General features: G+C 68.9%; 13 protein-coding genes. 3 read left to right on the forward strand and 10 right to left on the reverse strand.

Features of this window, described 5'->3' with window-relative positions; all coding sequences use genetic code 11:
- Positions 1-28: 28 nt before the first annotated feature.
- From leuS to WS96_RS09980, 5 genes are all read right to left on the reverse strand, one after another.
- On the reverse strand, positions 29-2,623 hold the full coding sequence (leuS, locus tag WS96_RS09960) for a leucine--tRNA ligase (protein WP_059832276.1): 2,595 nt from the start codon (positions 2,621-2,623) through the stop codon (positions 29-31).
- Positions 2,624-2,804: 181 nt separating this feature from the next.
- The gene (locus tag WS96_RS09965; protein WP_034206399.1) at positions 2,805-3,245 is read right to left on the reverse strand and encodes an ExbD/TolR family protein; all 441 of its coding nucleotides are present in this window, start codon (positions 3,243-3,245) and stop codon (positions 2,805-2,807) included.
- 24 nt (positions 3,246-3,269) lie between these two features.
- Positions 3,270-3,938 carry a MotA/TolQ/ExbB proton channel family protein gene (locus tag WS96_RS09970; RefSeq protein ID WP_034206398.1) on the reverse strand — a complete coding sequence of 223 codons (669 nt, stop codon included), beginning with the start codon at positions 3,936-3,938 and terminating at the stop codon, positions 3,270-3,272.
- 18 nt (positions 3,939-3,956) lie between these two features.
- A complete protein-coding gene (dapB, locus tag WS96_RS09975) occupies positions 3,957-4,754 on the reverse strand; it encodes a 4-hydroxy-tetrahydrodipicolinate reductase (RefSeq protein WP_059832278.1) in 798 nt (265 codons plus the stop codon).
- A gap of 65 nt (positions 4,755-4,819) precedes the next feature.
- Positions 4,820-5,608, reverse strand: coding sequence for an outer membrane protein assembly factor BamE (locus WS96_RS09980; protein ID WP_059832279.1), 789 nt, complete (start codon positions 5,606-5,608; stop codon positions 4,820-4,822).
- A gap of 141 nt (positions 5,609-5,749) precedes the next feature.
- On the opposite strand from WS96_RS09980, the gene fur reads away from it, so the two are divergent.
- Positions 5,750-6,178 carry a ferric iron uptake transcriptional regulator gene (gene fur, locus WS96_RS09985; protein ID WP_006753314.1) on the forward strand — a complete coding sequence of 143 codons (429 nt, stop codon included), beginning with the start codon at positions 5,750-5,752 and terminating at the stop codon, positions 6,176-6,178.
- 94 nt (positions 6,179-6,272) lie between these two features.
- On the opposite strand, the gene WS96_RS09990 is transcribed toward fur, so the two are convergent.
- From WS96_RS09990 to WS96_RS10000, 3 genes are all read right to left on the reverse strand, one after another.
- A complete protein-coding gene (locus WS96_RS09990) occupies positions 6,273-6,806 on the reverse strand; it encodes an ureidoglycolate lyase (RefSeq protein WP_059832380.1) in 534 nt (177 codons plus the stop codon).
- Positions 6,807-6,820: 14 nt separating this feature from the next.
- Positions 6,821-7,828 (reverse strand): allantoicase, encoded by a 1,008-nt coding sequence (gene alc / locus WS96_RS09995; RefSeq protein ID WP_059832281.1) that lies wholly within the window; start codon positions 7,826-7,828, stop codon positions 6,821-6,823.
- Positions 7,829-7,932: 104 nt separating this feature from the next.
- Positions 7,933-9,252 carry a C4-dicarboxylate transporter DctA gene (locus WS96_RS10000; protein WP_059832381.1) on the reverse strand — a complete coding sequence of 440 codons (1,320 nt, stop codon included), beginning with the start codon at positions 9,250-9,252 and terminating at the stop codon, positions 7,933-7,935.
- Positions 9,253-9,463: 211 nt separating this feature from the next.
- On the opposite strand from WS96_RS10000, the gene WS96_RS10005 reads away from it, so the two are divergent.
- Complete coding sequence (locus WS96_RS10005; protein WP_179949935.1) at positions 9,464-10,186, forward strand: FadR/GntR family transcriptional regulator; 723 nt, start codon at positions 9,464-9,466, stop codon at positions 10,184-10,186.
- Positions 10,187-10,225: 39 nt separating this feature from the next.
- On the opposite strand, the gene cynR is transcribed toward WS96_RS10005, so the two are convergent.
- A complete protein-coding gene (cynR, locus tag WS96_RS10010) occupies positions 10,226-11,116 on the reverse strand; it encodes a transcriptional regulator CynR (protein ID WP_059832284.1) in 891 nt (296 codons plus the stop codon).
- Between the two features lie 309 nt (positions 11,117-11,425).
- On the opposite strand from cynR, the gene WS96_RS10015 reads away from it, so the two are divergent.
- The gene (locus WS96_RS10015; protein WP_059832286.1) at positions 11,426-12,625 is read left to right on the forward strand and encodes an MFS transporter; all 1,200 of its coding nucleotides are present in this window, start codon (positions 11,426-11,428) and stop codon (positions 12,623-12,625) included.
- Between the two features lie 117 nt (positions 12,626-12,742).
- Here WS96_RS10015 and WS96_RS10020 read toward each other — a convergent pair whose 3' ends face one another.
- Complete coding sequence (locus tag WS96_RS10020) at positions 12,743-13,801, reverse strand: L-idonate 5-dehydrogenase (protein WP_059832287.1); 1,059 nt, start codon at positions 13,799-13,801, stop codon at positions 12,743-12,745.
- Positions 13,802-13,806: the final 5 nt, after the last annotated feature.

The raw sequence follows: 13,806 nt of genomic DNA on the forward strand, positions 1-13,806 counted from the left end.
TCTGGGTACGTCCGACGGCCGGCGGCCGTCAGACGACGATGTTCACGAGGCGGCCCGGCACGACGACGATCTTCTTCGCCGGCTTGCCGTCGCTGAATTTCGCGAATGCCTCGTCGGCCACCGCCGCCGCTTCGATCGCGTCGCGGCTCGCGTCCTTCGCGACCTTCAGCGCACCGCGCACCTTGCCGTTCACCTGCAGCACGAGTTCGATCTCGGCCTGCTCGAGCGCGGCCTCGTCGACCTTCGGCCACGGCGCATCGAGCAGCGGGCCGAATTCGTCCGCGTAGCCGAGCGCCTTCCACAGCTCGAACGTGACGTGCGGCACGACCGGGTACAGCACGCGCAGCAGCACACCGTACGTCTCGCGCAGCACGGCGGGCGTCGCGCCCTTCGCGCCGTCGATCGCGTTCAGCATCTTCATCGCGGCCGACACGACCGTGTTGTACTGCAGGCGCTGGTAGTCGAAATCGGCCTGCTTCAGCACGCCGTAGATCTCGCGGCGCAGCGCCTTGTCGGCGTCGCCGAGCGCGGCGGCGTCGAAGCCCGCGCGCGCGGCGAGCGCTTCGCGGTTGCCGTAGCCGAAGCTCCACACGCGGCGCAGGAAGCGGCTCGCGCCCTCGACGCCCGCGCCCGACCACTCGAGCTGCTGCTCGGGCGGCGCCGCGAACATCGTGAACAGGCGCGCGGTGTCGGCGCCGTACTGGTCGATCAGCAGTTGCGGATCGACGCCGTTGTTCTTCGACTTCGACATCTTTTCGATGCCGCCGAGCACGACCGGCTGGCCGTCCGCATTCAGCGTCGCGCCGACCGGGCGGCCCTTGTCGTCGTGCGTGACCGTCACGTCGAGCGGGTTGTACCAGGTCTTCTTGCCCGCTGCGTCTTCGCGGTAGTACGTCTCGTTCAGCACCATCCCCTGCGTGAGCAGGTTCTTCGCCGGCTCGCCGAACTTCACGAGGCCGAGGTCGCGCATCACCTTGGTCCAGAAGCGCGAATACAGCAGGTGCAGGATCGCGTGCTCGATGCCGCCGATGTACTGATCCATCGGCATCCAGTAATCGGTGCGCGCGTCGACCATCGTCTCGGCGTCCGGCGCCGTGTAGCGCGAGAAGTACCACGACGAATCGACGAAGGTGTCCATCGTGTCGGTTTCGCGCTTCGCGGCCGCGCCGCACTTCGGGCACGTGCAGTTCAGGAACGCTTCGGACTTCGCGAGCGGGTTGCCCGAGCCGTCCGGCACGAGGTCTTCCGGCAGCACGACCGGCAGATCCTGCTCCGGCACCGGCACGTCGCCGCACGAAGGGCAGTGGATGATCGGGATCGGCGTGCCCCAGTAGCGCTGGCGCGACACGCCCCAGTCGCGCAGGCGCCACGTGACCTGCTTGTCGCCGAAGCCGCCGGCCTTCAGGTCGGCGGCGACCGCGTCGACCGCTTCCGTGTAGCGCAGGCCGTCGTACTTGCCGCTGTTCACGCAGACCGCGGTGTCCTTGTCGCCGTACCACTCCTGCCATGCGTCGAGCGAGTACGTCTGCCCTTCGCTCGCGATCACCTGCTTGATCGGCAGACCGTATTTCTTCGCGAACGCGAAATCGCGCTCGTCGTGGCCCGGCACGCCCATTACCGCGCCTTCGCCATAGCTCATCAGCACGTAGTTGCCGATCCACACCTCGACCGGTTCGCCGGTCAGCGGGTGCTTGACCGAGAAGCCGGTCGCGACGCCCTTCTTCTCCATCGTCGCGACGTCGGCCTCGGCGACGCCGCCGCGCTTGCATTCGTCGATGAACGCGAGCAGCTCCGGCTTGTCCTGCGCGAGGCGCGCGGCGAGCGGGTGCTCGGCCGCGATCGCGCAGAACGTGACGCCCATGATCGTGTCGGCGCGCGTCGTGAACACGCGCAGCAGCTTCTGCTCGCCGTCGAGTTCGTACGGGAAGCCGAAGTTCACGCCGAAGCTCTTGCCGATCCAGTTCTGCTGCATGATCTTCACGCGCTCGGGCCAGCCGAGGCCGTCGAGGTCGTTCAGCAGCTCATCCGCGTACTGCGTGATCCGCAGGTAGTACATCGGGATCTCGCGCTTCTCGACGAGCGCGCCCGAGCGCCAGCCGCGGCCGTCGATCACCTGCTCGTTCGCGAGCACGGTCTGGTCGACCGGGTCCCAGTTTACGGTGCCCGTCTTCTTGTACGCGATGCCCTTCTCGAGCATCTTCAGGAACAGCCACTGGTTCCACTTGTAGTAGTCGGGCTTGCACGTCGCGATCTCGCGCGACCAGTCGATCGCGAGACCCATCGACTGCATCTGGCCCTTCATGTAGTCGATGTTGTCGTAGGTCCACTTCGCGGGCGGCACGCCGTTGGCCATCGCGGCGTTCTCGGCCGGCATCCCGAATGCATCCCAGCCCATCGGCATCAGCGTGTTGTAGCCGTTCATCCGCAGATAGCGGTACATCACGTCGTTGATCGTGTAGTTGCGCACGTGACCCATGTGCAGCTTGCCGGACGGGTACGGCAGCATCGACACGCAGTAGAACTTCGGCTTCTGCGAGTCTTCCTTCGTCTTGTAGGCATCGGCTGCGCGCCAGTCGCCCTGGGCGGCGGCTTCGACGTCGGCGGGTACGTATCTCTCGTGCATGGTGTGGTTCGGGCTAGGCTTTAGGCGGCGCGACGGCGCGCGCGCAGGATTGGATCGAAATCGTGCGTGCCCGGCGCAGGAACGGGCTGACCGGTTCCGGGCCGGGAAAAACGTCGATTATACCGCCCGTGCGGGCCCGCACGGCCGGTCTCGCGGGCCGGCGGCCCGCAACGACGACGGATCAGGGCTTCGCGCCGGCGGCGCCGGCCGGCGGCACGTCGGTCACGAAGCCGATCCGCGTGAGGCCCGCGGCCTGCGCGGCGCCCATCACCTGCGCGATCACGTCGTAGCGCGTCGCGCGCGACGCGCGCAGCCGCAGCTCGGGCGGCGCGGCGCCCGCGGCCGCCGCCTTGAAGCGCGCGGGCAGCGCGTCGAGTGCGACGGGCGTGTCGTCCCAGTACAGCTTGCCGGCATCGTCGATCGACAGCGTGACCGACTGCGGCGTGTCGCGCGCGACGCTCGCCGCGACCTTCGGCAGGTCGAGCCGGATCGCGTGCGTCATCAGCGGCGCGGTGATGATGAAGATGACGAGCAGCACGAGCATCACGTCGATCAGCGGCGTCATGTTGATCTCCGCCATCGGCGCGGACGTCTTGTGGTGCTCGAGCCCGCCGAATGCCATGATCGTTCCTCCGGAGCCGGCGCGTCAGGCGCCCTGGGCGCACACGAATACGTGCAGATCGCGCGCGAAGCCGTCGAGTTCCTCGGCGAGCTGCCGGACGAGCCGGCCGAGGATGTTGTACGCGAGCACCGCGGGAATCGCGACGACCAGCCCGAACGCGGTCATGATCAGCGCCTCGCCGACCGGCCCCGCGACGTTCTCGATCTGCGCCTGCCCGCTCGCGGCGATGCTGCCGAGCGCGTGATAGATGCCCCACACGGTGCCGAGCAGCCCGACGAACGGCGCGGTGCTGCCGATCGACGCGAGCAGCACCTGGCCGAATTCGAGGCGCCGCTGCGAGCGCAGCATCGCATGACGCAACGCGCGCAGCACGCGCTCGCCGTGCTCGACGCGCGCGGCGAGCGCGGTGGGGTCGTGGTCGCCGGCCGCGTCGCGCGCGGCTTCGGCGAGCGGCACGAATACGCGCTCGCGATCGGCGCCGGCGAGCGCGGCGATCCCCGCGTCGAGCGACGGCGCGCGCCAGAACGCGGCAAGCGCGCGCGGCCCCTGCCGCTTCGCGCGGACCAGCAGCCAGGCTTTCATGAGGAGGAAGCACCAACTGGCGACGGACATCGCCAGCAGCACATAGGAGACGGCGTGCGTGATCGCATCGCCGCTTTCGAGGTAGTGGACAACGCCGGTGGGAATCGCCATCGGAGTTTCCTCGCGGGGTCAGCGCAGGCCGAGCACGTCCTGCATGTCGAACAGGCCGGCGCCGCGCGCCGACAGGAACCGGACCGCGCGCAACGCGCCCTGCGCGTACGACACGCGGCTCGACGACTTGTGCGTGATCTCGATGCGCTCGCCGATCCCGGCGAACAGCACGGTGTGGTCGCCGACGATATCGCCGCCGCGCACCGCGGCAAAGCCGATCGACGACGGATCGCGTTCGCCCGTCACGCCGTGGCGGCCGTATACCGCGCAATCGTCGAGCGAGCGGCCGAGCGCGCCGGCGACGGCCTCGCCCATCATCAGCGCGGTGCCCGACGGCGCGTCGACCTTGTGGCGATGATGCGCCTCGATGATCTCGATGTCGTAGCCGTGCGAGAAATGCTTCGCCGCGAATTCGAGCAGCTTCAGCGTGACGTTCACGCCGACGCTCATGTTCGCCGCGAACACGATGCCGAGCTTGGCCGCAGCGGCCTGCAATTCGGCCTTCTGCTCGGCGGTGAAGCCGGTCGTGCCGATCACGAGCTTCACGTCGTGGCGCAGCGCGGCCTCGATGTGGGCCATCGTGCCTTCCGGCCGCGTGAAATCGATCAGGTAGTCGGCCTGCGCGAACACGGCGTCGAGGTCGTCGGTCAGCTTGACGCCGGTGTCCTTGCCGAGGAACGCACCGGCGTCCTGGCCGAGGAACGGCGAACCGGCGCGGTCGAGCGCGCCGACGAGCTGCGCGTCGGCGTCGTTGAGTACGGCTTCGATCAGCATCCGGCCCATTCGGCCCGATGCGCCGGCAATCACAATCTTCATGGCTTTCTACACGACAGGTCTAAAGGCGGGCGGCGCATGCCGCCCCGTTTCCGCACGCCGGCCGCTTACTGGGCCGGTGCGGTGAGCGGCTGGTTCTGCAGGTTGTCCGAGCCTTGCGGGCCGACCGGCGGCGACGCCTCGTTCGACACGTTCGGCTGCGGCGGACGATGGAACTGGAACTGCGGCTGGATCGCCGGCGCGGCGCCCGGCGGCTGGCCGCCCGGCACCGGCGCGCCGCCCGAGGCCTGCGCGGCCGGCGTGAACCGGCGCGAACCCGAACCCTGACCCGACACCTGGTTGGTCGCGCGGTTCGCCGCGCGCGCCGCCTGGGCGTTCGCATCCTGGTCGACCGCCGCGCCGGACGCCGGCACCGTGGCCGGGCTCGCGGCCGCCTCCGCGGCGCTCGCGGCGGCGGCTTCGGACGCCTTCTTCGCCGCGGCCGCGGCCTTCGCCTTCTTGCCGCCGCGGTCGCCGTCGATGTCGGCCAGCAGGTCGAGCTCGGACGGCAGGTTGTCAGCGCCGGTCCAGCTCGCCACGCGATCGCCCGAGAAATTGACCACGAGGTCGCGCTGCTGGACGATCGACGTCGAGCCGCGCTTGAAGTAGAAAAGGTAATCCCAGCGATCCGCGTGGAACATGTCCGCCAGCAGCGGCGTGCCGAGCAGCGCGCGGACCTGCTCGCGCGTCATCCCGACCTGCAACTGTGCGGCCTTCTCCTGCGACACGAAGTTGCCTTGCACGACGGTGATCCGATACGGCGTGATGCTCTGCGCAATGCGCTGCGTCACGCTGTCGTACGACGAACAACCCGCCAGCGCGACAACGGCGGCGGCAGCGATGATGGCACTCCGCATGCGACTCCTCTGAAAGTGCGAAAGCGATTCTGGGATCATTTCCTTCACCGTGCTGGCCCGCGTGCAGGCCGCGCGTATATCTGGAACGGCGAAAAGCCGGTAACATTGAAGCCCTGCATTGTACTCTAGGGATGCCTAGCCATGACCAATCCGACGGATCTCAAGAATATCGGGCTAAAGGCCACCCTACCGCGCCTCAAGATTCTCGAGATCTTCCAGCAGAGCCCCGTGCGCCACCTGACGGCCGAAGACGTCTACCGCAACCTGCTCAACGAGCAGCTCGACATCGGGCTCGCGACCGTCTACCGCGTGCTCACGCAGTTCGAGCAGGCCGGCCTGCTCACGCGCAGCAACTTCGAATCCGGCAAGGCGGTGTTCGAGCTGAACGAAGGTTCGCACCACGACCACCTCGTGTGCCTCGATTGCGGCCGCGTCGAGGAATTCTTCGACGCCGAGATCGAGAGCCGCCAGCAGGCGATCGCGAAGGAGCGCGGCTTCCGGCTCCAGGAGCATTCGCTCGCGATGTACGGCTCGTGCACGACCGAGAACTGCCCGCACCGCAAGCACTGACTCGCGCCATCGGCGCACGCAGCACGGCCCGGCCGGCATCTCGCCGCCCGGGCCGTCTGCTTTTTTGGGCGAGCGTGCCGCGCGCCCGGGATGCTTACGAAAGCCCTTCGACGCCCGCGCAGGCAGGCTCGAATTCGAGCGCCCACGGACGCTCCAGCGGAATCTCGTCGCAGTTCGGCTGCGGGCCGCCGCGATCGACGATCACGAAATCGCTGACCGCGTCGAGCGCGAGCAGCGGATGGTGCCAGACGCCCTTCGCATAATTGACGCCCTGCCAGCCTTCGGCCAGGAACGCGCGCATCGCGTCGGGCCGGAATTCGCCGGCCGGCGCGACGACGATCGCGTAGCGCGACACCGCCGCGAGCGGGATGAACGCCTGGCTGCCGTGCGGGTGACGCTCCATCAGCGTGACCGCGACCGGCAGCGCACGCGGCTGCGCGCGAAACACGCTGACGAGCGGCCGGCCGCCGTCCGCGCACACGTCGATCGTCGCGAGATCGTGAAAGCGCTCGGTCGTGCCGCCGTTGATCGGGAAATGCCGCGCGCCTTCGAGCGCGATCACGTCGCCGAACGGCGCGAACGCTTCGCGGGTCAGGCGCTCGACGCGCAGGATGGGAGTTCCGCTCATGCCGCTGCCCTCCTTCAAGCCGGCTCGCCCCACAGACGCAGGCGCGACACGCCGCCGTCCGGGAAGATGTTGAACCGCACGTGCGTGACGGGGCCGAGCGCCGCGAGCGAGTCGAACGTGTGCACGTGATCCATCTGCAGTTTCTGCTCGCCGAGCAGTTCGGCCCAGAACATCGCCTGCGTGACGAGCGAATCGTCGGTGCCGCCCGTCACGTGCGCGGCCTGCAGCGAGCAGCGATCGGGGAAGTTGCCCTTGAAGAACGCCGTATCGACCTCGACGCGCCGGATGATGCCCGGCCGCGCGAGCGCGACAATCGCCCAGTCGTTGCCGGGCTCGCGCCGGCGCCGCGTTTCCCACCCGTCGCCCATGTTCGCGCCGCGCCCCGGCATCAGCATCTGCGAGGCCGCGCCGAAGTGCTGGTTGTTCGCGGCCACCAGGTAGCCACCGTTCTCGATCGCCGCAAGATCGACGAGCTCGCCGGCCGGCACGTGGCGCCAGTCGCGCTGCGGCTGGCCGTACACGCGCAGCCGCGCGAGCCCGCCGTCCGGATACAGGTTCACGCGCAGATGCGTGACCGGCTGCGCATCGTCGACGCTCACGTAGTGATGCGCATTGCCCTGCAGCGTCGTCGCGGGGACGATCGTGCGCCATTCAGCGTCGTCCGGCGGCGTGTCGCCGTCCACCGCGCAGGCCTCGATCGACGCGGCCGGCGGGAAGTTGCCGGTGAAGTGGCTCGTATCGAGATCGACGCCGTGGATCACGCCCGGCCGCGCGAGCCGGACCACGCAGAAGTCGTGGCCGGTCGTACGCTTGCGGCGGGTTTCCCAGCCGTCCATCCACTTGCCGTGGTCGTCGTACTTGCCGGGAATGAATACGGCCGGCTCGGGATTCAGCATGCGCTCCTTCGGCGCGAAGAATTCGTCGCTGGCGAAGAGCGCCTGCGCGCCCAGGCGCGGGTCGGCGAGGTTCATGTAGCGCCGCGTGAAGGCCGGCGCGTTCGGATCGAGGATGGGGGCTGCCATGTCGTCTCCATTTTTTTGACAAGCGCCGGCGCATCGGCGCGCCGGTCGCATGAAGTTCGGTCGCGCGGTGCGGCCGGGGAAGCCGCGCCGCGCGAGCGTCGTGTTCAGAGCGCGTGAGCCTGGTCGCCGGCGACCGGTGCGGCGCCGCTCGGCGCATCGGCCACGTAGCGCAGCTCGCGGTTCAGCACGCGCTTCGCGCGGGCCCGATCGATGTCGTTCTCCCACACGGCGACCACCACCGTCGCCACGCAGTTGCCGATCAGGTTGGTCAACGCGCGGGCGATGCCGACGAACCAGTCGACCGGCAGGATCAGCACGAGGCCGAGCACCGGAATCGCGGGAATCGCCGACAGCGTCGCCGCGAGAATCACGATCGCCGAGCCGGGGATGCCGTGCGCGCCCTTCGACGTGACGAGCGACACGAGCAGCACGACGATCAGGTCGTGCGTGGACAGCGGCGTGTTGGTGGCCTGCGCGATGAACAGCACCGCGAGCGTCAGGTAGATCGAGAAGCCGTCGAGGTTGAACGAATAGCCGGTCGGAATCACGAGGCCGACGGTCGAATCCTTGATGCCCATGTATTCGAGCTTGCTCATCACCTGCGGCAACACGGCGTCCGACGACGCCGTGCCGAGCACGATCGACAGTTCCTCGCGCAGATAGCGGATCAGCTTGAACACGGAGAAGCCCGCGAGCCGCATCACCGCGCCGAGCACGACCGTGACGAACACGAAGCAGCTCAGGTAGAACACCGCGACCAGGTAGCCGAGCTGCTTGAGCGACGCGACGCCGTACTTGCCGGTCGTGAACGCGATCGCGCCGAGCACGCCGAGCGGCGCGAGCTTGATGATGAAGCCGATGATCCGGAAGAACACGTGCGACAGCTCCTCGATCAGCGAATTGACGCGCTGCGCCTTGTCGCCGAGCAGCGACAGCGCGGAGCCGAACAGCACCGCGAACACGAGGATCTGCAGGATGTCGCCCTTCGCGAACGCGTCGATCGCCGTCTCGGGGATGATCTTCATCAGGTAGCCGGCCGTGTCCTTCAGGCTTTCCGCGTTCTTCGCGTACGTCGACAGCGACGCCGCGTCGAGCGAGCGCAGGTCGATGTTCATCCCGACGCCGGGGCGCGTGACCCACGCGAGGACGAGCCCGATGCCGAGCGCGAGCGTCGTCATCACCTCGAAGTAGACGACCGCCTTCAGGCCGACCCGGCCGACCTTCTTCAGGTCGCCCGCATTGGCCATGCCGCTGACCACGACGCAGAACACGATCGGGCCGATGACCATCTTGATGAGCTTCAGGAAGCCGTCGCCGAGCGGACGCAGCGATTCGGCGAAGTGCGGGAAGAACGCGCCGAGCGCGACCCCCAGGATTAATGCGACGACTACCCGGCCAAACAGCGAATTGAGGAATTTCGACACGGCGCTCTCCCGATCCAACGGTTGCAGTTTCGTCTGTTCATACTGGTAAGACCAGTGATGTTATGGGGGATAGTAGGAAGCCGATATAGTGGCGTCAAGGACGAACAAAATAGGGATTTCCCGCCCCCGCGCACGGGCTTGCGGCACCCTCGAAAGGGGCGGATCGTGGCTTTCCCGTAGGCGGTCGTGCGCCTCCCGCGGGCGGATTACAATGCCGGTCAGACCGGCCATCGTTCACACCATGAAAAATGTTCCGCATACCGTGACCGACACCGCCATCGCGACGATCCGCGACCGGATCGAGACAGGCGTGTATCCGGTCGGCAGCCTGCTGCCGGCCCAGCGCCAGCTCTCCGAGGAGCTGGAAATCAGCCGCGCGTCGCTGCGCGAGGCGCTGTCGACGCTCGAGGCGCTCGGGATGCTGCGCATCCGCGCGGGCAAGGGCGTGTACGTCGAAAGCGCGCAGGCGTCGGCCGCGCATCCGTGGCAATTCGCCGAGCAGTCGTCGCCGCCCGACACCTACCAGATGCGCTATGCGCTCGAAGGCTTCGCCGCGCGGATGGCCGCGCGCGTGGTCAGCGACGACGACATCGCGTGGTTCGAGGACAACCTCGCCGACCTGCACGTCGCGCTGACGGAGAACGCGCTCGAAGAAGCCTCGCGGCTCGACTTCGACTTCCACATGCGGATCATCCATCTGGCCGGCAACGCGGCGATCGAGTCCATCCTGCGCAGCAGCGCGGACATCATGAAGGAAAGCCAGCGCATGCCGTTCTACCGCCGCGAACTGCTGCTGTCGACGTGGCACGAGCACCGCGCGATCGTCGACGCGCTGATCGCGCGCGATGCGGCCGCCGCCGGCATCGCGATCGAAACGCACATCGCGAACGCCGCGCAGCGCGCGGGCGTGTTCTTCCCGACGCCCGGCGCGTAATTCCCTCGCGCCGCCGGCCCTTCCGGCCCGCCGCGCCGATCACCGTTCCGACGATTCGCGATAGGCGAGCACGCGCTCGATGAAGGCGCGCGCCGCGACGCTGCGGTACGCGCCCTTGCGCGTGAGCAGCGCCGCCGTGCGCGTCGGCAGCGGCGGATCGATCTCCAGCGCGCACAGGTCGCCGCTCTCGCGCGCGACCGCATCGGGCAGCACCGTCGCGAGCCGGCCGCACCGCACGAGTTCCAGCACCGCGCTGACCGTATTCGTCTCGATCGCGATCGACGGCCGCGCGCCGTGCTCGACGAAATACCGGTCGATGCGCTCGCGCGTCGCGAACGCGCGGCTCAGCAGCACCAGCGGCTCGCCGCCGAGCTCGGCCGGCGTCAGCGCGCGGCGGCGGCGCGCGAGGCGGTGCGTGCGCCCCGTCACCAGCGCGAGCCGCTCGTCCCACAGCGGCAGCGCGTCGATGTCCGGCGCGCGCGGCGGCATGAACGCGAAGCCGGCGTCGAGCCGGTCGTCGGCGAGCAGCGCCTCGATGCGCGCCTGCGGCATCGCGTCGATCGTCAGCGCGACGTTCGGATGGTCGGCATGGAATGCGTCGATCAGCGAGCCGCTCAGGTAAGCCGCGAACGTCGGCATCATCGCGAGCCGCAGCGAGCCGCTGCCGAGATCGGCGACGTCGTGCAGCGCGCGCTGCCCGGCATCGAGCGCGTGCAGTGCGGCGCGCGCATGCCGCGCATAGACCTCGCCGAATTCGGTGAGCTGCACCGTGCGGCCCGAACGGTCGAACAGCTGCACGCCGAGCGTTTCCTCGAGCTGACGGACCTGCTGCGACAGCGTCGGCTGCGACACGTGCAGCGCATCGGCCGCACGCGTGAAATTGCGCTGCTCGGCGACGGCCAGGAAATAGCGGATGTGACGGAGAAGCATCGCAACCAACGTATTGGTTTTACCAATAGAGACCATAACGATCCAGTCTTGGACGCTATGGGTCGATACCCGCATCATACGCACATCCGCTTGCGTGCAGCGCCGCTGTCGCCGCACGCAAGCGGCACGCCCGGGCCGCCATGCCTTCGCCCGCCGCACGGCGATCCGCCGCCCGCCCGATCCGGGTCCGGCCGCGATCCGCCCGGCGCTTCGGCTCACCGCCGATCCGTCGACGCCGGCCCCCGATTTCCGTCACCCCGCGCAACCGACGGCCCCGTGCCGCCGGCGGCGCCGCTGTCTTTCGCGACCATGGAACCGCATCACGACGACCACCCTCCCCTCACCCGCGGCATGACGCTGCTGTTCGCGTGCGCGTGCGGCATCGTCATCGGCAACATCTATTACGCGCAGCCGCTGCTCGCCGCGATCGCGCACAGCTTCGGGCGCGCGCCGACCGAGCTCGGCTATCTCGTCACGCTGACGCAGCTCGGCTATGCGGCCAGCCTGCTGCTGATCGTCCCGCTCGGCGACGCGGTCAATCGCCATACGCTGATCGTGCGGCTGCTGATGCTCAACGTCGTCGCACTGATCGCGGTCGCATCCAGCACGAACTTCACGATGTTCGTCGTCGCGAACGTCGCGGTCGGCTTCGTCACCTGTTCGACGCAGTTGCTCGTGCCGTTCGCGGCGTCGCTCGCCGACGCACGCTCGCGCGGCCGCGCGGTGGGCACCGTGATGAGCGGGCTCCTGCTGGGTATCCTGCTCGCGCGCGTCGCGGCCGGTGCGATCGCCGACTGGCTCGGCTGGCGCGCGGTGTACGGTATCGCCGCCGCGATGGTGCTCGCGCTGACCGCCGTGCTCGCCGCGAAGCTGCCGAAGGATCGCCGCGACGCGCACGTCGACTACGCGGTGCTGATGAAGTCGCTCGTCGCGCTGGTGCGCGCGCAGCCGCCGATCGCGCTGCGCTCGACCTACGGCGCGCTCGTGTTCGCGTGCTTCAGCCTGCTGTGGACGGGCCTCACGTTTTTGCTGAGCCAACCGCCGTACAGCTATTCGGAAGGGCAGATCGGCCTGTTCGGGATCGTCGGCGCGGTCGGCGCGCTCGCGGCGACGTCGGCCGGCCGGCTCGTCGATCGCGGCCGCGGCAATGCGGCCACCGGCCTGTTCGCGGCGGCCGTGCTCGCGTCGTTCGCGCTGATCGCGACCGGCGCGCATTCGCTCGCGGCGCTGATCGCGGGCATCCTGCTGCTCGACGTCGGCGTGCAGGGCATGCACATCTCGAACCAGAGCGTGATCTATGCGCTCGCGGGCAACGCACGCAGCCGCGTGACGACGATCTACCTGACGAGCTATTTCATCGGCGGCGCGTTCGGGTCGTTCGCGGCGAGCGTCGCGTACGGCCTCGACGGCTGGCGCGGCGTGTGCATCGCGGGCGCCGCGCTGTCGGGCATGCTGATCGCGCTGTGGCTCGCATCGCAACGTGTCGGCACGCGACGGGTCACGCAGTGATGCGGCAGGCCGGCGATCCGTTTGCGCCGCGCGACGCACAAGGCACGCGCCGCGCATCGCGGGCGTGCCTTTTCACCGAGGATGCCGCAGCCGTCGCGATGCGCCGACGCCGCACCGTCACGCGACCTCGTTCGCGAAATCGATCAGCACCTTCATCGCACGCTGGCGGTCGCCCGCCAGTTCGAACGCGAGATGCGCATCGCGCATCGGGAACACGCGCGTGACGGCCGGCCGCAGATCGACGCGCCCCGCGTTGATCAGTTGCACCGCCAGCGCGAATTCCGCATGAAAGCGGAACGAGCCGCAGATCGACAGCTCCTTCGCGACCACGACGTTCTGCGGCAGGCTCACGTCGCCGCCGAGCCCGAGCTGCACGACGACGCCACGCGGACGCATCACGTCCAGCCCGTCGCGCAGCGCGCGCGCATTGCCCGAACATTCGATCATCACGTCGAACGTGCCCTTGTCGGCGCTGTAGCGCTCGACCCAGCCGGCATCGGCCGCCGCGTTGATCGTGCGGTCCGCGCCGAGCGCGCGCGCCACCTCCAGCGGCGCGTCGACGACGTCGGTCGCGACGATCTCCGCCGCGCCGTGCACGCGCGCCGCCGCGACCGCCAGCACGCCGATCGGCCCGCAACCCGACACGAGCACGCGCTTGCCGATCAGCGCGCCCGCGCGCGACACCGCATGCAGCCCGACCGCGAACGGCTCGGCGAGCGCCGCGAGCGACAGCGGCACGTGATCGGCGACCTTCACGCACTGCGCCGCGTCGCACACGAGCGCGTTGCGGAACGCCCCCTGCACGTGCGGCATGCGCATCGCGCTGCCGTAGAAGCGCATGTCGAGACACTGGTTCGGCAGCCCTTCGAGGCAGTAGCGGCATGCGCCGCACGGCCGGCTCGGATTGACCGCGACGCGATCGCCGACCTTCACCGACGTCACGTCCGGCGCCACTTCCGCGACCGTGCCGGCGACCTCGTGGCCGAGCACCATCGGCTGCTGCAGCCGGATCGCGCCGAAACCGCCATGCCGGAAGTAATGCAGATCGGAGCCGCAGATGCCGCCCATCGCGACGTCGACGCGCACCTGGCCCGGGCCGATCTCGCCCGCGTCCCGCTCCTCGACCCGCAGGTCGTTCGGCCCGTGGATCACGACACACATGCAACGCATACGCATGACTT

This window comes from Burkholderia sp. MSMB1835, assembly GCF_001526365.1.
Taxonomy (GTDB): domain Bacteria; phylum Pseudomonadota; class Gammaproteobacteria; order Burkholderiales; family Burkholderiaceae; genus Burkholderia.